Origin of the sequence: Acidipropionibacterium virtanenii (assembly GCF_003325455.1) — a bacterium.
Lineage (GTDB): Bacteria > Actinomycetota > Actinomycetes > Propionibacteriales > Propionibacteriaceae > Acidipropionibacterium > Acidipropionibacterium virtanenii.
The window spans coordinates 156,422-175,060 of the sequence record NZ_CP025198.1; the positions used below are offsets into that span (position 1 = coordinate 156,422).

Annotated in this window: 14 protein-coding genes; 6 read left to right on the forward strand and 8 right to left on the reverse strand. The window is 69.0% G+C overall.

What is annotated here, in order from left to right; genetic code table 11:
* The first annotated feature begins 44 nt into the window (after positions 1 to 44).
* The gene (locus tag JS278_RS00720) at positions 45 to 1,160 is read left to right on the forward strand and encodes an LppM family (lipo)protein (RefSeq protein ID WP_114043509.1); all 1,116 of its coding nucleotides are present in this window, start codon (positions 45 to 47) and stop codon (positions 1,158 to 1,160) included.
* A gap of 78 nt (positions 1,161 to 1,238) precedes the next feature.
* A complete protein-coding gene (locus JS278_RS00725) occupies positions 1,239 to 2,912 on the forward strand; it encodes a S1C family serine protease (RefSeq protein ID WP_245935154.1) in 1,674 nt (557 codons plus the stop codon).
* 53 nt (positions 2,913 to 2,965) lie between these two features.
* Here the strand turns inward: JS278_RS00725 and JS278_RS00730 are convergent, their stop codons facing one another.
* Together JS278_RS00730 and JS278_RS00735 are read right to left on the reverse strand one after the other, a co-directional pair.
* Positions 2,966 to 3,922 carry a hypothetical protein gene (locus JS278_RS00730; protein ID WP_114043510.1) on the reverse strand — a complete coding sequence of 319 codons (957 nt, stop codon included), beginning with the start codon at positions 3,920 to 3,922 and terminating at the stop codon, positions 2,966 to 2,968.
* A 279-nt stretch (positions 3,923 to 4,201) separates the two neighbouring features.
* Entirely contained in the window at positions 4,202 to 5,152 is a 951-nt protein-coding gene (locus JS278_RS00735; protein ID WP_114043511.1) for a sugar-binding transcriptional regulator, read from the reverse strand.
* 207 nt (positions 5,153 to 5,359) lie between these two features.
* On the opposite strand from JS278_RS00735, the gene JS278_RS00740 reads away from it, so the two are divergent.
* The 3 genes from JS278_RS00740 to JS278_RS00750 all read left to right on the forward strand — a co-directional run bounded on the left by JS278_RS00740 (position 5,360) and on the right by JS278_RS00750 (position 9,555).
* Positions 5,360 to 6,112: an MIP/aquaporin family protein gene (locus tag JS278_RS00740; protein ID WP_114043512.1), complete on the forward strand. Its 753-nt coding sequence runs from the start codon at positions 5,360 to 5,362 to the stop codon at positions 6,110 to 6,112.
* A gap of 329 nt (positions 6,113 to 6,441) precedes the next feature.
* A complete protein-coding gene (gene glpK, locus JS278_RS00745; RefSeq protein ID WP_114043513.1) occupies positions 6,442 to 7,971 on the forward strand; it encodes a glycerol kinase GlpK in 1,530 nt (509 codons plus the stop codon).
* A gap of 342 nt (positions 7,972 to 8,313) precedes the next feature.
* Positions 8,314 to 9,555 (forward strand): IS110 family RNA-guided transposase, encoded by a 1,242-nt coding sequence (locus tag JS278_RS00750; protein WP_114045165.1) that lies wholly within the window; start codon positions 8,314 to 8,316, stop codon positions 9,553 to 9,555.
* A gap of 279 nt (positions 9,556 to 9,834) precedes the next feature.
* On the opposite strand, the gene JS278_RS00755 is transcribed toward JS278_RS00750, so the two are convergent.
* The 5 genes from JS278_RS00755 to JS278_RS00775 form a co-directional block, all read right to left on the reverse strand.
* Positions 9,835 to 10,110, reverse strand: a complete 276-nt coding sequence (locus tag JS278_RS00755; RefSeq protein ID WP_114043514.1) for a hypothetical protein — start codon at positions 10,108 to 10,110, stop codon at positions 9,835 to 9,837.
* A gap of 124 nt (positions 10,111 to 10,234) precedes the next feature.
* On the reverse strand, positions 10,235 to 10,819 hold the full coding sequence (gene sigM / locus JS278_RS00760) for an RNA polymerase sigma factor SigM (RefSeq protein WP_114043515.1): 585 nt from the start codon (positions 10,817 to 10,819) through the stop codon (positions 10,235 to 10,237).
* A gap of 76 nt (positions 10,820 to 10,895) precedes the next feature.
* Positions 10,896 to 12,935, reverse strand: coding sequence for a protein kinase family protein (locus JS278_RS00765; protein ID WP_114043516.1), 2,040 nt, complete (start codon positions 12,933 to 12,935; stop codon positions 10,896 to 10,898).
* Positions 12,936 to 13,060: 125 nt separating this feature from the next.
* The gene (locus tag JS278_RS00770; protein ID WP_147243101.1) at positions 13,061 to 15,142 is read right to left on the reverse strand and encodes a DUF6049 family protein; all 2,082 of its coding nucleotides are present in this window, start codon (positions 15,140 to 15,142) and stop codon (positions 13,061 to 13,063) included.
* A gap of 17 nt (positions 15,143 to 15,159) precedes the next feature.
* The gene (locus JS278_RS00775; protein ID WP_114043518.1) at positions 15,160 to 16,443 is read right to left on the reverse strand and encodes a C39 family peptidase; all 1,284 of its coding nucleotides are present in this window, start codon (positions 16,441 to 16,443) and stop codon (positions 15,160 to 15,162) included.
* An 82-nt stretch (positions 16,444 to 16,525) separates the two neighbouring features.
* Here JS278_RS00775 and JS278_RS00780 point away from each other — a divergent pair, with 82 nt between their 5' ends.
* Complete coding sequence (locus JS278_RS00780) at positions 16,526 to 17,452, forward strand: NADP-dependent oxidoreductase (protein ID WP_114043519.1); 927 nt, start codon at positions 16,526 to 16,528, stop codon at positions 17,450 to 17,452.
* Positions 17,453 to 17,523: 71 nt separating this feature from the next.
* Here the strand turns inward: JS278_RS00780 and JS278_RS00785 are convergent, their stop codons facing one another.
* Complete coding sequence (locus tag JS278_RS00785) at positions 17,524 to 18,540, reverse strand: bile acid:sodium symporter family protein (protein ID WP_114043520.1); 1,017 nt, start codon at positions 18,538 to 18,540, stop codon at positions 17,524 to 17,526.
* Positions 18,541 to 18,639 lie beyond the last annotated feature (99 nt).

An 18,639-nucleotide genomic window follows, 5' to 3' on the forward strand; every position in this document is an offset into this window, starting at 1 on the left:
GGATCACCGGGCGCGACGGCCCGTCTACTCGATAGCCTCCTGTCATGGACTCCACCGTCGACAGCCTGTGCGCACCGTCCCGTACCCGGCGTCCGCGGTGGCGTGCCGCCGCGGCCGTCCTCCTGGCGCCGCTCCTGCTGGTGCTCTCGGCCTGCGGCAATGCGGAGATGGCCGTCACCATCAAATCGGCAGACGAGGTCACGATCGTCACCGATTTCTCCATGAAGAGCTCGGAGACGGCGGGCCTCATCACCAAGGACGACCTGTGCGACTCCCTCGATGATGCGAAGTACTACACCGCGGTGACCACCGAGAGCTATCAGCGCGACGGGATGATCGGCTGCCGGGCCACTGCGACGTCGACCCTGCAGAAGCTGGATGACGAGGGCATCGTGGTGCGCGACGGGGACAAGGTGACGGTGAAATTCACCACCTCATCGGTGAGCTCGCCGACCGGCTCCACGGACTCACTGGACTCCATGAAGCTGTCGGTGACCTTCCCCGGCAAGGTGCTCAGCCACACCGGCACCGGCGTCGTCAAAGACTCCACAGTCACCTGGAGCGACCCGAGCGACCTGTCGTCCAGCGGAGGCATCTCGGCCACCGGCACTCTGGCCGAGGGGTTCGGCGGCCTGGCCTGGTGGATCTGGGCGATCATCGGGGTGAGTGCCGCCGCGATCATCGGGGCGGTGATCGGAGTGGTCATCGGCCGACGCCGTCGCGCCAGGGCGACTGCGGCCGCCGCAGCCGGCCAGCAGCAATGGGCCGGAGCCGACCAGTACGGTCAGTACACATACGGGCAGCAGCCGCCTCAGCAGTACGGCGAACAGCCGCAGTATCCGCCTCAGCAGTACGGGCAGGAGCCGCAGCAGGGCCCGCAGGGGACGCAATACCTGGAGTCGCCGCAGCAGTACTATCCGCAGCCCCCGGCGCAGGATCAGGAGCAGTTCTTCCAGCCGCCCGCCTCGGACAACCGGCCTCCGGGCGGGTATCAGCAGGGCGGGAGCGGGCAGCCGTGGGGTGTCCCCGACCAGGATCCGGCGACCCGCCCGATGGACTGGCAGGATGTGCAGAGCACTGAGGCCTTTTCGGACCGTAAGGCACCATGGGAGACGCCGGGATGGGAAGACCCCGGCGGGCAAGGACGTTCGCACCAGTAGGTGAGCCGCGGAGAATTCACAGTCGCGCTCCCAGTGATCCACAGGACACAGATATGCCGAGGAGAGACGATCACGCCCATGGATGAGAACACGAACCTCCCCGGCGGACATTCCGGGTCCGGGGAGACGAACGGATCGACGTCGTCGTCGAGCTGGTGGGACAACCTCGGCCCTGAGCAGTCCCGATCCTCGGGCCCGCAGCCCTCGGCCCCGCAGCCCTCGGCCTCGCAGTACGGCCAGCAGGGCAGCCGGCAGGGGGAGCCGGGGCACTCCTCGCCGGGGAACCCGGCCGCTGACGGGTCGGCGTCGCAGGGGAGCCCGTGGGCGGCCTCGAACAGCCGATCCGGGTTCTCATCCGGCAACTCCTGGCCCCAGCAGCCGTCCCAATCCCAGCAGACCCAGCCGGTCCCTCCGCAGTACCCCTCGCAGCCCCGGCGGCCGAACCCGCAGGGCTGGGGGTCGGCTTCCTACTCCCAGCAGAGTTATGGCCCTTATCCGGGCTATCAGGCCCAGCCGCAGCCCGGTCAGGGACCAGTGGGCCAGGGCACGGTGGGACAGAGCGCCATGGGTCAGGGCGCCATGGGTCAGGGCACAATGGGGCAGCCGTCCGGACAGGCTCCCGTTCAACAGGCCACGCCACGCAGGACCAAGGGCCTCAAGGCCGGTGCCGTGGCGCTGGTCGCGGTGCTCGCCGCCGGAGCGGGCGGCCTGTCGGGATGGGCGGTCAACGCCGGCAGCGGGCATGACTCGGCTGCGGCGTCGCCGTCTGCGACCGTCACCAAGGTGGTGCAGGGCAATTCCTCGGCCCCGGACTGGACGGCCACCGCCTCGGCCGTCTCCGACTCCGTGGTCTCCATCAGCATCACCTCGGGCAGTGGAAAGGCCGCCGGCTCGGGGGTCGTGCTGGACGCCAAGGGCAACATCGTCACCAACAACCACGTGGTCTCATCCGCCGCGGGGGGCGACATCCAGGTCTCCCTCGGCGACAAGACCTACACCGCCACCGTCGTGGGCACCGACGCCTCCAGCGATCTGGCCGTGATCAGGCTCAGCTCTCCTCCCAAAGACCTCAAGCCGATCAGCTTCGCCGACAGCGACAAGCTGTCGGTGGGGGCCCCGGTGATGGCGATCGGCAATCCGCTGGGGCTGTCCGGATCGGTCACCACGGGCATCATCAGTGCCCTCAATCGCCCGGTCTCCACCTCCTCCAGCGAGCAGCAGGACGAGTCCGGCTCCGATGTCGTGGTGACCAATGCCATCCAGACCAGCGCCCCGATCAACCCTGGCAACTCCGGCGGTGCCCTGGTGAACGCCAGCGGTGCGCTCATCGGCATCAACTCGTCCATCGCCAGCCTGTCGTCCGGCTCCTCCTCGTCGCAGTCGGGAAGCATCGGCATCGGCTTCGCGATCCCGGCCAACCTGGTCAAGAACATCACCGGCCAGCTCATCTCCACCGGCAAGGCCAAGCACGCCTTCCTGGGACTCACCACCCAGGATGCGACCGCCACCCTCGACGGTGTGCAGGTGAGCGGGGCCGGCGTCCGGTCGTTGCAGTCCGGGTCGCCCGCCGACAAGGCAGGGATGAAGGAGGGCGACGTCGTCATCAAGATGAACTCGACCACCGTCACCTCCGGGGAGGGGCTCGTGGGCCTGGTGCGATCCCGCCAGGTGGGGGAGAAGGTGACCCTCACCCTGGTGCGCGACGGATCGGAGCAGAAGGTGAGCGCCACCCTGGCCGCCGCACAGGAGTGACGTGACGATTTTTTTCGTTCCGGACCCCCTGAATCGACGGTGGCGATGCCGAATCAGAGGTTCCGGAAGGAGTTTGTGCACCTCCAGAAGGGTGCATACGCCTGATACACCACCAACGGCAGGGCGCTGGGGCGGTGCGGACGGTACAGGCGGCAGCACAGGTCGTGCGGGAAGTCGTTCGGGTTCCGGCGCAGCTGCTTGGGAGTGACAGGCAGGAGAGTCCACCCCGCCGCCGCGAACCAGCGGGTTCGGCGGGCGTCCTCAGCGAATGCTCGGGCATTGTTGTGGTACTGCTCGCTGGCCACTTCGACTCCCAGCTTCTCGGCCTCGAAGGCGGCATCGGGATGTCGCTTCCTGATTGTCTGGACGCCGTCCTCGAGCACCGGCAGGAACACCGGGAGATTACCTTTCCATCCCTTGATGCCAGCGATCCGGAGCAGCTCGTGGAGCTCGAGTTCCGCTACCGACCACGGACTCTCGGAGATGTATCGCAGCGTCTTGTCCATGAGCCGCGCGTCGGGGTGGTGCCGCAGAAGCTCTCGGGCCCGTGTCATCGCCTCGGGGGTCACCTTGTCCTCGCGTATTGCATCACAGATCGGCGCCCAGTCCCCCCGGCTGCCGAGGAACAACGCCGATGCCGCTGTGCTCGCCATCGAGCCGTGCTCGGTGTCGAGCTTCAACTCGCCGGGCAGCCGGCAGTTGTGGAACCGGAGCCGGCCACGGTCCCGGAGCTCGTACGGGAGGAGCGCGTCGACGACCGGAGCCGCAAGATCGGGTAGCCCTTGGAGGCGCAGCGCCGCTCTGCCGGTGACGACCGAGGACGGTCTCCAGAGCCAGTTCGCCAGGACCCAGGCGCTGGGGTCCGCCTGGACGCCCGGTGACATGACGATGCGGGGCAATGGACGCAGGACGAGCCCGTCCACCGCGGCTCGTGCCGCCTGGCGGGCCAGGGGCCCGGAGGGAGGGATCCGGAGGACGGGGGCGCGTTCCAGCAGCTCAAGTAGTTCCATACCTCAGTTATCGCTGTCGGCCCCTTGATTTGTCGGCTGAGTTCGACCCTGTGGAAAACGTCGACGGACGCTTGTGGATAACTTCGGTGACACTTTTTCGTTCCAGAACCGCTGAAACCGGCGCACCGGCGCCTCTTCAAGGGATCTGGGACGAAAAAATGTCGGGGCGGGGTGGTGGTGACGCGGCGGAGGAGGTCGCGGGGCGGGGCGGAAGATGTTGAAGGGTGGTGGCGGAGCCGGGGCGGAAGACGTTGCGGGGCGGGGTGGTGGTGACGGGGCTCACATGAGGTCGAGCACAGCTCGGGCGGTCTCGTCATCGACCACCAGGTCCGTGGCCACCCGTGCCCGCAGCGCGGCCAGCAGCACTCTCGCCTTGGCCTTCCCGGCCACCACGCAGACCCGGCGCGGCACCTTCCGCAGCTGGTGGGGACTCATTCCGGTCGCCCTCTCGTTGAAGGGGATGTCGGCATATGACCCGTCGGCCTTGAGGAAGACGGTGTTGACGTCGCCGGCCACCCCGCTGGCCGCCAGCTCGGCCATCTCGGCGTCATCCAGATAACCCGACGAGTACACGTGGGAGGGCACCGGCCCCTGAAGGGCCCCGATGCCGAAGATCGCCACGTCCAGGGTGCGCTGCTCCTTGAGGACCGACTGGACGGCGCGTTCGCGCCACATCGCGGCCTTGGTCTCCGGGTTGTCGAAGAAGGCCGGGACCGGGAAGTGGACCACCTCCGCCTGGAAGGCCTGCCCCAACCGGGCCATCAGGTTTCCCACATAGGGGATCCCCGAGGTCGCCGGATTCGCCGCCCCGTTCATCTGGACCACCTTCACCCCGCGGACATCCTTCGGGATGACGTGCTGGGCCACCGCGTCCAGGGTGGTGCCCCAGGCGATCCCGATCGAGGTGCGGTCCTCCACCAGATCGGTGGTCAGCTGCCCGGCGATCCGCGCCACCTGGTCGAGCCGGTGCACGGCCGTGGTGCCCGAGCGCACCGGGACCACTGTGGTGCGCACCCCGAACATCCGCGAGAGCGACGTCCCGGCCCCGTTGCGGGCACCTGTCGGCTGGGCGAGGCTGATCCTCACCAGGCCGGTCTCCCGGGCCTGCTTGAGCAGCCGCGAGACGGTCGACCGCGAGGTACCCAGGTGCTTGGCGATGACGTCCATCGTCTCGCCCTGCAGGTAGTACATGGACGCGGCCGTCCAGACATCGTCCGCCCACTCGTTCATTCTCTCTACCTCCTGCCTGCACGTTAGTGCAGAGCGAGCTTCGACGTGTTCATTCGATGTTTGACTAGGGGCTGCTCGGCCGAGGTTCGACCGAGCGGACTGCCTCCCGCGTCCTGGCGTGGGTGCCTCGCGGGCATGCACGAAGTGGGAGCCTCGCAGTTCACAGGAGTGGTGTCAACGCCTGACACCACAGAATCAGGAGTGACAATGATCAGTCCGTTAGCGGTACCCATCGCCACAATCTTCGGGTCGGAGTTCCTCGGCACGATGATCCTCATCATTCTTGGTGTGGGCGTCGTGGCCAACAACCTTCTTCCAAAGACAAAGGGCCATGACAACGCTCCCGGATCCCTCCAGATCAACTGGGGCTGGGGTTTCGGCGTCATGTTCGGTGTGTATGGAGCCTACAAGACCGGCGGGCATCTGAATCCCGCCGTCACCATCGGCCTGTGGGTCTCCGGTAAGGAGCTGGCCCCCGGCATCCCGGCCACCGCCGCGAACATGGCCACCTACATCGTCGCTCAGTTCGCCGGCGCCTTCGTCGGTGCCGTGATCGCCTGGCTGGCCTACAAGCAGCACTACGACGAGGACTGCGACCCCGCCCTCAAGCTGGGCACCTTCGCCACCGGCCCCGAGATCCGCAACCCGTTCTGGAACACCCTCACCGAGGTCATCGGCACCTGGGTGCTGGTGATCTGGGTCATCATCTCCGGCTACACGGAGGGCACCACGATCGGTCCGCTCGGCGTCGCCCTGCTGATCGTCGCGATCGGCGCCTCCCTCGGTGGACCCACCGGATACGCCATCAACCCCGCCCGAGACCTCGCACCCCGCCTCGCCCACGCCGTCCTGCCCATCAAGGGCAAGGGGGGATCCGACTGGGGCTACGCCTGGGTGCCGATCGTCGGCCCGATGATCGGCGGCGTCCTCGCCGGTCTCACGTACATCATCTTCTGGTGATGACAACCGGTGACGCCGTCCGTCGCAGTTCGGCGGCGATTCGCACCGGTAGGGCATGATGGGGCGGGGGCTGCGGTGACGGCGACCCCTGCCGACAACTGAATATGTCGACAACTGAAGAACGGGTACGACGGGTCGGACGCGGTGATGCGGGCCGACCCACCGGATCCGGACAACTGGTCGGGAGCCGAGCAGGGCTCCCAGGACCACGCATAAGCCGCACACGCCGGGCGCATGAAGCACCCGGACCGCCCCCGGGAGCCACTCCGGCGCCCGATCGACCCCCGGGCGTCGCGGCGCCCGAGAATCGACACAGAAAGGCTTCACCCATGAGCGAGCAGCAGTACATCCTGGCCATTGACGAGGGGACCACCTCCGCCAGGGCCATCGTCTTCGACCACTCCGGCCACGTCGTGGCCATCGGCCAGCAGGAGTTCGAGCAGATCCTGCCCCGCGCCGGATGGGTCGAGCACAACCCGGTCGAGATCATGACAGCAGTCAACGAGGTCGTCGGCCAGGCCTTGGTGAAGGCCGGGATCAACCGCCACCAGCTCGCCGCGGTCGGCGTCACCAACCAGCGCGAGACCACCGTGGTGTGGGACAAGAACACCGGCGAGCCGGTCTACAACGCCATCGTCTGGCAGGACGGCCGCACCGGAGCGATCGTCGACGAGATCGCCGGCGGCGATACTCTGGGCACCGAGCGCTACCGCCAGATCACCGGCGAGAACATCTCGAACTACCCCTCGGCCCCCAAGATCAAGTGGATCCTCGACAACGTCGACGGAGCGCGCGAGCGCGCCGAGGCCGGCGACCTGCTCTTCGGCACCGCCGACTCCTGGGTCGTGTGGAACCTCACCGGTGGCGTCAACGGCGGAGTCCACGTCACCGATGTCACGAATGCCTCCCGCACCCTGCTGATGGACGTCCGCGAGCTCACCTGGCGCGAGGACATCTGCAAGGACTTCGGCATCCCGACGTCGATGCTGCCCGAGATCAAGTCCTCCTCCGAGATCTACGGCTACGGCGCGAAGAACAGTCTGCTGATCGACACCCCGATCGCCGGCATCCTCGGTGACCAGCAGGCCGCGACCTTCGGCCAGGCCTGCTTCGAGTCCGGCAACGTCAAGAACACCTACGGCACCGGCTGCTTCGTGCTCATGAACACCGGCACCGAGCCCGTCTTCTCCAAGAACGGCCTGCTCACCACCGTCTGCTACAAGCTCGGCGATCAGAAGACCGTCTACGCCCTCGAGGGCTCTGTGGCCGTCGCCGGATCCCTGGTCCAGTGGCTGCGCGACAACCTGCGGATGATCGACTCCGCCCCGGAGATCGAGGAGCTGGCCAACACCGTCGAGGACAACGGCGGCGCGTACATCGTCCCCGCCTTCTCCGGCCTCTTCGCGCCGTACTGGCGCAACGAGGCCCGCGGCGCCCTCGTCGGCCTGACCCGCTACGTCAACCGCGGCCACCTGGCCCGTGCGGTCATCGAGGCCACGGCCTTCCAGACCCGCGACGTCGTCGGCGCCATGAACGCCGACTCCGGCGTCCCGATCACCGAGCTCAAGGTGGACGGCGGCATGACCGCCAACAACACCCTGATGCAGTTCCAGGCCGACCAGGTCGGTGTGCCGGTCATCCGTCCGGTGGTGGCCGAGACCACCGCCCTGGGTGCCGCCTACGCCGCCGGCATCGCCGTCGGGTTCTGGTCGGGCGAGCAGGACGTCATCGACAACTGGGCCGAGGACAAGCGCTGGGAGCCCAAGGGCGATCGTGAGGAGAACGACCGTCTCTACCGCAACTGGCAGAAGGCCGTCACCAAGACCTTCGACTGGGTCGACAAGGACGTGAAGGACTGAGTTACCAGAGCTAAGGGGTCGACCCCTTCGGAACCCCGGTCTCGCAACTCCGTGCGGGTCGGATCAGTGCCGCGGGCCACGACCCCTCCACGCTCGCCAGGGCTCGCTGCCTCCCCACCGAGAATGTAAGTGGCCTGTTGCCGGGTGTGACTCTTGACTCCCCTGACGGCCCCTTGGGGCCTGTCCTTCGAACGATGTGTCCACCCGGCGGCGGGTATGAAGCGTGGGCCGGCCGGGCATGACTTGATAGGAGCATGACCGACACCAAGGTCTCCTCGGTGTGCTGTCTGCCTGCCCGGCCGACGCTTCCCATTGTGACATCTCACAGGGAGGCTGCCAGCCATGAGCGCCGACGTTCCAGTCCAACCACTACCGGTCGTCGCCGGGGTCGACACCCATTCCGAGACCCACTACGCCGCAGTCATCAGCGTCACGGGTCAGGAACTGGGCGCGGTCGAGTTCCAGACCACCGAGTCCGGCTACCGGGCCCTGGAGGCCTGGATCACCAGTCTCGGGCCCCTTCTACGAGTCGGGGTCGAGGGCACCGGCTCCTACGGGGCCGGGCTGACCCGCCACCTCCAGAAGGACGGGATCACCGTCCAGGAGGTCCTGCGCCCCGCCAGGCGACTGCGACGGATGAAAGGCAAGTCCGACAAGATCGATGCCTATGCCGCCGCCCGCACCGCCCTGTCCCAGGTCGCTCCGGTCGTCCCCAAGGCCGGCGACGGGCCGGTGGAGGCCCTGAGGGTCACCATGATGGCCTACCGCTCGGCGGTCAAGGCCCACACCGCCGCCGGCGCCCAGATCGGCTCCGTGCTGGTCACCGCCCCCGAGGAGATGCGGGCCCGCTACCGCGGCATGTCCGGCGAGCCGCTGGTGCGAGCCCTGGCGGCGGCACGCCAGCGTGCCGGCGAGGACGAGGTCGCCCGGGCCACCCGGACCACCCTGACCCGCCTGGCGCGCCGGTCCCAGTTCCTGGCCGACCAGAGCCAGGCCGCCGAGGACGACCTGAAACGCCTGGTGACCCAGATCAACCCGGGGCTGCTCCAGGCCCGGGGAGTGGGTCCCGTCACCGCCGCGCAACTGCTGATCACCGCCGGGGACAACCCCGAACGCATCACCACCGAGGCCGGGTTCGCCGCCCTGTGCGGCACCAACCCGGTCCCGGCGTCCTCAGGCAGGACCACCCGTCACCGACTCAACAAGTCCGGGGACCGTCAGGCCAACTGGGCCCTCCAGATGATCGTGGAGAACCGGTTGTCCAACGACCACCGGACCATCGGCTACCAGACCCGCCGCATCAGGGAGGGCAAGACCAAGACCGAGATCAACCGGTGTCTCAAACGAGCCGTCGCCCGCGAGATGCACCACCTGATCGTCCACCCCCGACCACCGGTCGACGTCACAGACCTGGGTCCCCGGCGCAAGGCCCTGAACATCACCCAGCTCCAGGCCGCCGACCACATGCGAGTGTCGAACGCGACACTCTCCCGGCTCGAACGTGGCAAGACCTTCGCCCCCGACCTCTACCACCAGTACACGCACTGGCTCACAGAACTTGAAAACCCCCAACAAACCTCTTGACACCCATAGGAGCATCGAACGGGTGGGGTCGGCGGGCCCTGGCCTGTGTTTCCCTGTACCGCCTCGTGGCGGGGGTCTGCGTGCGGATTCGACATGGGTCGCGGTCCCCGTGCCCACACAAAGCTGTGTATTGACTTTTCGCCAGTAACTCCACGTTCATCCCCGTGCAGGAGGGCCAACGCAGGAGGAAGAGGCGCATAGCATCCACACAGGACACCGGTGGCGGGGAATGTGACGGAAAGGCTCCGGAAGGCGGGGCCTTCGTCCGGGTCCTGGCCGTTATTTGTGAGCGGCGGATGATCGGCTGATGCCCAGGCCCTTCCTGGTGTAATGGCTCGGTACGTTGGCTCCGAAGGTACCGGTGCTGGTGCGGTTGAGGAGCTCACCCAGGGGATCTCGGCCCTTCGCCCGGGTCGCCGCCTCGCGGACCTCCTGCTCATCGGCGATGGCTCCCAGCACCGATTCGACGACGTCGTCGGGGGCGGAGGGGGAGGGTTGGGAGGCGAGCAGTTCGCTCACCCATCCGGTGTCGGAGGGGATCTGGTCGAATCTCATGGGGTCCTCCTGACGGGGTTGAGTGCGGGCGGGCACTTCTGATGGGACGCGGTCGGGGCCGGAACGGTTCCATGGGCGGGACGGGCCAGAGGGGTCCGGCTGCCGGGTGACGGCGTCATGGAGCTCATGCCGCACCCCGCAGAGGCTCCAGCAGTACGGCCAGACGGGTCCGTCCCCGGGCGCAGCGGCTCTTGACGGTGCCCTTGGGCACCCCCAGCTGCGCAGCCGCCTCCTCCACGCTGAGCCCCTCCATGTCCACCAGCACCAGGGCGGCCCGCTGGTCGGCGTTGATACGGCCCAGCGCCTCCTCGACGGCGCCGGCCAGATCAGCGGCCTCCAGGTCCCTGGCCGGGTCCTCGTCGGTCACCATCTTCGGATCGTGGTCGATGTTCTCCGGCAGGGCCTCGGCCCGGCGCACCTTGCTGCGCCGGATCTGGTCGAGGCACGCGTTGACGACGATGCGGTGAAGCCAGCTCGTCACCGCCGAGTCCCCGCGGAAGGAGGAGGCCCGGCGGAAGGCCGACACCATGGCGTCCTGCAGGGCATCGGCGGCGTCCTCCCGATTGCGCATGGTGCGAAGAGCCACCGCCCACAGGCGGTCCCGATGCCGCGTGAAGAGCTCGCCGAAGGCCGTCGGGTCTCCCTCGACGTGGGACTTCAGCAAGGCGGCGTCGGACAGCTCCGGACGCGGATCATTCGGCGGATTCATGTCTCCCCAGTGTCTACCAGAATCGGTGCGCGTGGAACAGGGAGGGTCGCGTCCTCGCGCCACCGGACGGAGAGGGTCACGACGTCACCCGGATCTCGGCGATCCCACCCTGGTACCGGCCCTGCGAGACCTTCGGCAGTTTCGTGAGATAGACCAGCAGATAGCGGCTCGTCGTCGCCGAGGACGGCTTGAGGGTCACCGTCGCCGTCGCCCCCGTGCGCCCTGCGATCCGGCTCCAGCTCTTGATCGCGTTCATCGGCGCCTGCCTGGCCGAGGCCGACGCCGGCACCCACAGACCCACATCCGTGGCCCCGCCGTCGACAGTCACCTGCACGCTCGTGAATCTGTGTCGCTCGCCCAGATCGACTACCAGCCCCACCCCCGGCTTGAGCTGTCCGAGTTGCGGTGAGCCCAGGTACACCAGCGTCTTCCACGCGGTGCCCTCCTTGCCGTCCCAGGCCAGCGCGACCTGGTTCGGGTTCTCCTCGTCATTGCCGCCGTCACCCTCCGGATCGAAATCGTCGACGCTCGAGATGGCGACGGTACGAGTGGTGGCGGGTTCCCGCGAACCGGAGGACCCCTGGTCGGAATTCCTTCTCACGCCCACCACGATGAGGCTCACCAGCAGGGTGAGGACGACCAGGGCCGCCAGCCCGAACAGCCAGCGCCGCGGCGCCGGCCGGGGCTGACTGAGATTGTGGGGCACAGACGACACGGCCTGCGACCCGCGGGCGGCGGGCTCCGGGCCGGGAGCCGCGGACGCGCGCCCGGTCGCTCCTCGACGGGCCGCCCAGGAGCTGAGATCGATGCGCGAGGGGTTGCGGCGACGTCGCGACCGCTGCGGGTCGGGGGCCGCCACATGGGCCCACTCCCCGGCTGCCGCCTCGGGGCTCCAGTAGCCTTCCTCGTCGACGCCGAGGGGGCGGCCCGGGGTGCCGGTGCCGTCGTCCAGGGCGGAGTCGTCGAGGGTCGCATCGGTCGTGTCGAACTGGACGGTGTCGTAGTCGTCCGCGGACAACTGCCGGGTGGGATCGTCGGCTCCCAGGACCGTCGGGGTCTCGTCGTCGCTCCGGAACTGCCGTGCGGCCGGGTCCGGGCCGGAGCCCTCGCCGCCGGTGCCCACCGGGTAGCGCAGCCGCCGTTCGAGATCGGCGGCCGCGTCGGCGCTGCCCAGTACCCGGCTCAGGGCCTGGGCCACCTCGTTGGCCGTGCGGACCGGCACCTCGTCGTGTCGGGGCACCTCCGAGAGGATCTGATCGCACAGCGTGTCCAGAGCGGGGGACACGCCGGAGCGCACCTGCCGTGGCGTCAACCATCCGTGTCGGTCCAGCGGCGCGGGGTCCAGGCCCCAACGGGTGCGGGTGGCGGTCGGCGCGGGCCGGTGCAGGGTCCCGGCAGGCCAGCGGGACACCAGGCAGGCGTACAGCAGCCGTCCCATATCGGTGACGTCGCGGGCCTCGCGCTCCGACCATGTGAGGGCCCGGTCGGAGGTCCACGGATGCAGCGCCCCCTCGATGAGCAGGCCGACGATCTTCACATTGCCGGTCGAGGTGACGATGATGTTGTCGGGATTGAGCCGCTCGTGGAAAATGCCCTGGGCGTGCAGAGGGGCCAGGGCGTCGGCCAGTTCCCGGACGATCCAGGCGGCCTCCAGAGCCGACAGCGGCCCTGAGGCGAGCAGCTCCTCGATGGAGCGGCCGGGAGCGTACTCGCACACCACGAAGCTGCCCGGGTCCTCCGGCCCCGCCTCCACGGCGTCCAGAACCCGCAGGAACCGGGAATCGGTGGCGATCGCGGCCCGTCTGGCCGCCGACAGCACCTCGAGGGTGTGACGTCCGTCGGCAGCCATGATGTGCACCAGCACGGGACGGTGGAGGACGAGGTCGAAGGCCCGCCAGGTGAGGGTGCCCAACGGCTGGCCGAGCTTCTGCTCCAACCGGAAGCGTCCGCCCAGCTCGGTGCCGGCCGGGATCGGGGGCAGGACGTCCTCATCGGCCGGGGACGGGCGCTCCGACCACAGGTTCGACCGGGTCTCCTCAGCCTCGTCGTCGGGGTACTCGGACTCGATGGACGGTGCGCCCGGATGCTGCCAGTCGTCGAACGCGCTGTCCACCATCACCTCCCGATCCGAGCTCCACCCGCGAGATCCGACCGTGAACGGTTCGCGGCCATGCCTGTTCCAAGTCTGCCGTGACCCGGCCGACAACGGAATCAGGCTCACCGAAAGGCAGGAGGACGGGCTCAGCTCGGGTCGCGGTCGGCGCCGTCGTCGGCCTCCCCGGTGACCCCGGCCTCCCCGGTGGCCGCACCGGCCTTCCCGGTGATCCCGTCGCCCGTACCGCCATTGCGACGGCGCACCTGGCGGACCCTCAGCAGGGTCGCCCCCAGGACCACCGCACCCGAGACGATGATGATGATCCACCCGATGTCGTCCATCCGGGTGGCCCGGATCACGAAGGTGGTCGACGGGCCGAGTTCGCGGCCCGACGGGGTGGTCAGCTGGGCGGTCATCTCGACGATCCCGTTCGAGCTGGCCCTCGGGGCGAATCTGATGGTCTGGGACTCCTTGGGCCGGATCGTCACCACCGAGGTGTCGGGGATCCCGATGCGCTGCGGGTTGGCCGAGGTGAAGGTCACCTTCACCTTGACCGTCTCGGTGAGGTTGTTGGTGACCGTCAGGGGGAAGTCGTTGCTGGACGAGGACATCACGAAGCTCGCGGCCGAGTGCAGCTGCACCCCGGATCCGCCGAGCAGGTCGGTGGCCGGGGCCATGGCGTCGCGCAGCCAGGCGGACCGCCGGTCGGCGGCCAGCGAGAGGCTCAGCGAGCGTGACAGGATCCGGGCGGTCTGCAGTTCCGCGACGGCTCCGTTGCCCAGTACATTGCCCCAGTCGGCCGCGTCCGAGGCCGCTGTGATCTGCGTGGTCCACCAGTCCCCCGTCAGCGCGGTGGCGGTGCTGCTGTGCGCGGGCAGCGGGGCCGTGGTGGCGGTGGCCGAGGCGATGGCGGAGCCGAGGTCGGTCAGCGTCAGCCACGACGTCGAGGTGCCCAGCGGGGCGGTGGCGTCGAGCTGGGCGGTGTCGCCGACCAGGGTCACTGCGGGCAGGTTCTCGCGGGACATCAACAGGGTCTGCGCCAGCAGCCTGCCGCGCAGCTGCCCGGCGCTGGTCTGGTGGTCGGGCCCGCCTGCCAGCAAGGAGTGGGACAGGCCGATGACAGTGGCCCCGTTCTGGCGGTGCGCCGGACCGGCGGGCGCGGCGGCGGTGAGCACCAGGGAGGGTTTGAGCATCGTGGTGATGAGGTTCAGGCTGGGCCGGTCCAGGGCGCCCGCCTCATCGGTGACGGCCAGCGGCAGCGAGCGGGCCGGGTTCTTGACGTCCAGGGCCTTCACCGAGCGGGAGATGACGGTCGAGTGGCCGGTCCGGGCGGCGGCGACGACGTCGGCGTCGCCGTAGGGCAGCCGGTAGATGCGCCCGCTGGTCAGCAGCGGGGTGAGCTTGGCCAGCCACGCCCTGGCCGCACCGGTGCCGGTTCCTGTGATGCCGTTGACGGTGTAACCGGCGGCCATGGCGGTGGCCTCGTCGACCAGTGCCGGATCCACCAGGACCGTCGACCTCCGGCTGGCCGCCTCATCGATGAGACGATCCAGACGACCGGTGAACTCCTCTGCCAGGTGGTCGTCGGTGAAGGTGCCGTCGAGCCGGACCGAGGGGGCCGATGACAGGGTGATCACAGGCGCCAGCCGGGCCTTCGTCGAGGCACCCGAGACGACGGTGAAGGCGCGCGCCCGCCCGACGGTCATCCGGGAGTGCCCGGCCGGGGTCGCCTGGATATGGACGCCGATGAGGTATGCGGCGTCGGTGCTCGTCAGACCCATGGCCGACGCGGTGCCGCTCACCGTGAAGTTGGCCTTCTCTCCCGGTTTGAAGACCGTGGTCCCGTCGGGATCGGTGATGTTGGCGATGCTCCTGCCTCCCGGCTCGTGGAACCACCGTTCACCGACCGGCACGGTCGGTGGGGACACCGCCAGGGAGCCCAGCGAGTCGGTGTCGGAGATGGGATCGCGGGAGCGCCAGAAGGAGGCCTGCACCCAGCTCATCGCCACCGAGGAGGTGTTGCGGACGGTGCCTGTGATGGTGATGGTGCCCTTGGCGTCGACGGTCGCCGGGCTGACGCCGGTGAGGGTGATCCCCACCGAGGGCTCGGCGGCATGGGCGGGCGCGACCCCGCAGAAGGCACCCACCACCCCCAGCAGCATCGTCAACAGGGCCGCCAGAACGTGCGCAGGCGCCGACCGGGAAGCACGGGCGGTCTGGGAAGGCACGGCGACCATCCTAGGGACTACGCCTGTGACCGGCGGTCCGGGTGCGGCGGGAGGGGTGTACCGGGCGGGGCGATGATGTAGACCACCCCGCGCGAGCCGTTCAACCACACCCTCTCGAACTGGTCCCGACGGTAGACCGTGCGCACGTGCTCGTCGGAGGGCTCCTCGTGGCTTGCCGGATCGTTGACGATGACGTCGCCGCTCGCGGTGAAGCCGGTGACCAGCATTAGGTGGCCGTCGGTGGAGTAGCCGGCCCCGTCCAGCTCGGCGGCCCGGAAGCTCGCTGAGACCACCACCGGGATGCCGGCGACGATGAACTCCTCCAGGGCGCGCAGATCCGGCAGGCGGGTGACGAAGGCCTCCAGTCCGTGGGCGGCCGCGTGGGCCGCCGAGAAGGCCCAGTTCCCGGCCCCGCGGTATGCGTGGTCCCAGGTGCCGCGGGCCGTCTGCGGGACGACGGCGTCGACGGGATCGATGACGCCGTGGTAACCCATCGCCATCGCCACCGAGGTCGGCGAGCACCACGATTCGCCACCGCCTCCGTACTGTGGGGAAACTCCCCGGTGAACCATCTGGGAGAGCGGCCGGACGGCCAGTTCCAGGCCCGCGGCGGGCCCTGCGGGGCTGGTGGGGTCCGTGGAGCCGGCGGGGCCGGTGTCGCCGGGAGCCTCGACGGGCGCGTCGCGAGGAAGCGAAGTGGCTGCAGCGCCCAGGAGGGTGATCGCGGGGCGTTCGGGAGCACCTCGCGGATACAGCAGGACCGCGCGTAGCCGGTAAGCCGTGACGGCCCGGCCCTCGGCGGCGAAGAGGGTGTCGGTGTCGACGCGGGCGTTCTGGTCTGCCTGACCGTCGACGCCGGCGCGGTGGATCGCGCCGCCCTGGTCGGGGTCACGAGGGTTCGGCAGCTCCTGGCACCAGCGGGCCATGGTGAACCAGCGGCTCGGGCAGGACGGTTCGAGGGCGGTGCGCTCGGCCGCCACGGTGCCGGTGGTCTCCGTCTGCCGCGTCGTGACCTGGATCTGCACCTCGATCCAGGAATGGCCGGGGGTGGTGGCGTTGAAGGAGACGATCACCTCCTGGGAGGCGAAGGGCGGTCGGTGCCATGGCGAGGTCCATGTGGTCGTCTCGTAGCGGACCGGCGGACTCTGGCCGCGAACCACCGAGCCGTCGGTCTCGTCGACGAAGGGATCTGAGAAGTCGCGCGGGCCGGTGGAATCCCATCGGCCCGCGCAGAAGGCCTCCCACCCCTGCCGGGGGTGGGCCGCCCAGGCGTGGAACTCGGTCAGCCGGCTGGATGTCACCTGGCCGATTCTTGCAGTCGATGGGCGGAGATCTCGGGTCTGAGCTCTTTCGGGGCGGTCGATCGGCGGTTACGGTGGCGCCATGCGCGCCCAGCAGTACAGCCGCTTCGGCGGCAGTGAGGTCCTTGAACTCGTCGACGACCGGCCCGTCCCGAAGACGCCGCCGGGCTACGCCCTGGTGAGGGTGAGAGCGGCCGGGGTCAATCCGGTCGACTGGAAGGTGATGGCCGGGGGACTCGACCCGATCTACGACTCCGTGTTCCCGGTGGTTCCGGGCTGGGATGTCGCCGGGGTCATCGAGCAGCTGGGCGCCGACGTTCCCGGATACGAGGTCGGTGATGAGGTGCTGGCCTATGCCCGCACCGCCTGGATCCATCACGGCACCTTCGCCGAACTGGTCCCGGTGCCCCTGGAGGCCCTGGCCCACAAGCCCGCCGAGCTGGACTGGGACCAGGCCGGTGCGTTGCCGCTGGCCGGGCTCACCGCCTACCAGACCCTCACCCGGCTGGGCACGGAAGCCGGCCAGACCGTGCTCATCCACAACGCCTCGGGCGGCGTCGGGTCCTTCGCCGTCCAGATCGCCCAGCACCTGGGCGCCCAGGTGATCGGCACGGCGTCCGAGCGCAACCACGAGCGCCTCAAGGCCCTCGGCGCCACCCCGGTGGCCTACGGCGAGGGGCTGGCCGAGCGGGTGCGCGAGATCGCGCCCGGCGGGGTGGACGTCGTGCTCGATCTGATCGGCGGGGTGCTGGATGTGACCAGGGAGGTGCTCACCCCGGGCGGGGCGCACGGCTCGATCGCCGACCCCGCCGTCGCCTCCGAGGGCGGCCTGTACGCATGGGTGCGCCCCTCCGGCACTCAGACCAACGAACTGGCCGGTCTGGCGGTCACCGGCGAGCTGCACGCCGACATCGCCGCGACATACCCGCTGGCCGAGCTGCCCGAGGCCTTCGAGGAGTCGAGGACGGGCCACATCCAAGGCAAGATCGTCATCCACCCCGACGAGTGACGCCCGACGGCCAGCCCTTGAACGAGCGAGCCGGGGACCCGGGATGAGACGATCCGGGGTCCCCTGCGATCTCAGCCGACGGAGACCGGTTGCTTCTCGGCGGGAGCCGCCCCGGTCGCGCCGGCGATCTTCCTGCGATCATCGTGACGGCGCCACCAGGAGGCCAGCACCGATCCGGAGATGTTGTGCCAGACACTGAAGAAGGTCGAGGGGATCGCGACGATCGGGTTGGCGGCGAAGGCCTGCAGCGCCAGCGTCGCCCCCAGACCCGAGTCCTGCATGCCGACCTCGAAGGTGATGGCCTTCTGCTGGGCGTAGCCGAAGCCCTTCGGGTAGACGCGGTACATCAGCCGGCTGAACAGGTAGCCCAGACCGTAACCGGAGAGATTGTGCAGGATCACCACGGGCAGCGCCAGGGCGGTGGCCGCGCTGAACAGGACGGCGTGGTTGGCCGAGACCACGGCGCCGATGATCACGAGGATCGCCAGCTGGGAGACGGCCGGCATGACGGTCCGCACGCCGTCCACCTTGTGGCCGAAGAGGGTGTGCACGGTCACGCCCAGCACCAGGGGGATCAGGACGACCTGCAGAGCGGTCATGAACAGCTTCCCGGTGGGGATGGAGACGTACTGGCTGGCCAGCAGGCTCATCAGCAGCGGCACCATGAGCGGTGCCAGCAGGGTGGAGACCAGTCCGATCGAGACGTCGAGGGCCACGTCGCCGCGCGACAGGAAGGACATCACGTTCGACGAGGTGCCCGAGGGGCAGCAGCCGACCAGGATCACGCCGACCGCCAGCATCCCGTCGAGGTGGAAGATCCAGCAGAGCAGCACCGCCAGCAGCGGCATGATCACGTAGTGGGCGACAGTGCCGACAATGACCATCAGCGGCATCTTCACGAGGCGCTTGAAGTCGCCCAGGCTGAGTGTCATCCCCATCCCGAAGAGGATGACGGACAGGAAGATGTTGGTGTACGACTTCGCCCAGACCCCGGCCTGGGGAATGAGGTAGGTGAATGCGGCCCATACCACGACCACGGCTGTGAACCATTTCGTCAGCCATGACCCGAACTGCTGGATCCTCGACATCGGCTGAGCCTCCTGTGAGCCCGTCGCCGCAGTCGCCGGCGTCGGGGAGGCCACTCCGGCGAGCCGTCTGCCCGTCCGCCTCGACGCACAGATTAAGAC

Excerpts from the sequence above, each read along its gene's own strand:
- JS278_RS00765 (WP_114043516.1), bottom strand. The coding sequence starts at position 12,935 with ATGGTGGACAGCGCGTTCGACGACTGGCAGCATCCGGGCGCACCGTCC.
- JS278_RS00755 (WP_114043514.1), bottom strand. The coding sequence starts at position 10,110 with ATGAGATTCGACCAGATCCCCTCCGACACCGGATGGGTGAGCGAACTG.
- JS278_RS00735 (WP_114043511.1), bottom strand. The coding sequence starts at position 5,152 with ATGAACGAGTGGGCGGACGATGTCTGGACGGCCGCGTCCATGTACTAC.
- JS278_RS00725 (WP_245935154.1), top strand. The coding sequence starts at position 1,239 with ATGGATGAGAACACGAACCTCCCCGGCGGACATTCCGGGTCCGGGGAG.
- glpK (WP_114043513.1), top strand. The coding sequence starts at position 6,442 with ATGAGCGAGCAGCAGTACATCCTGGCCATTGACGAGGGGACCACCTCC.
- JS278_RS00730 (WP_114043510.1), bottom strand. The coding sequence starts at position 3,922 with ATGGAACTACTTGAGCTGCTGGAACGCGCCCCCGTCCTCCGGATCCCT.
- sigM (WP_114043515.1), bottom strand. The coding sequence starts at position 10,819 with ATGAATCCGCCGAATGATCCGCGTCCGGAGCTGTCCGACGCCGCCTTG.
- JS278_RS00740 (WP_114043512.1), top strand. The coding sequence starts at position 5,360 with ATGATCAGTCCGTTAGCGGTACCCATCGCCACAATCTTCGGGTCGGAG.
- JS278_RS00780 (WP_114043519.1), top strand. The coding sequence starts at position 16,526 with ATGCGCGCCCAGCAGTACAGCCGCTTCGGCGGCAGTGAGGTCCTTGAA.
- JS278_RS00720 (WP_114043509.1), top strand. The coding sequence starts at position 45 with ATGGACTCCACCGTCGACAGCCTGTGCGCACCGTCCCGTACCCGGCGT.
- JS278_RS00750 (WP_114045165.1), top strand. The coding sequence starts at position 8,314 with ATGAGCGCCGACGTTCCAGTCCAACCACTACCGGTCGTCGCCGGGGTC.
- JS278_RS00785 (WP_114043520.1), bottom strand. The coding sequence starts at position 18,540 with ATGTCGAGGATCCAGCAGTTCGGGTCATGGCTGACGAAATGGTTCACA.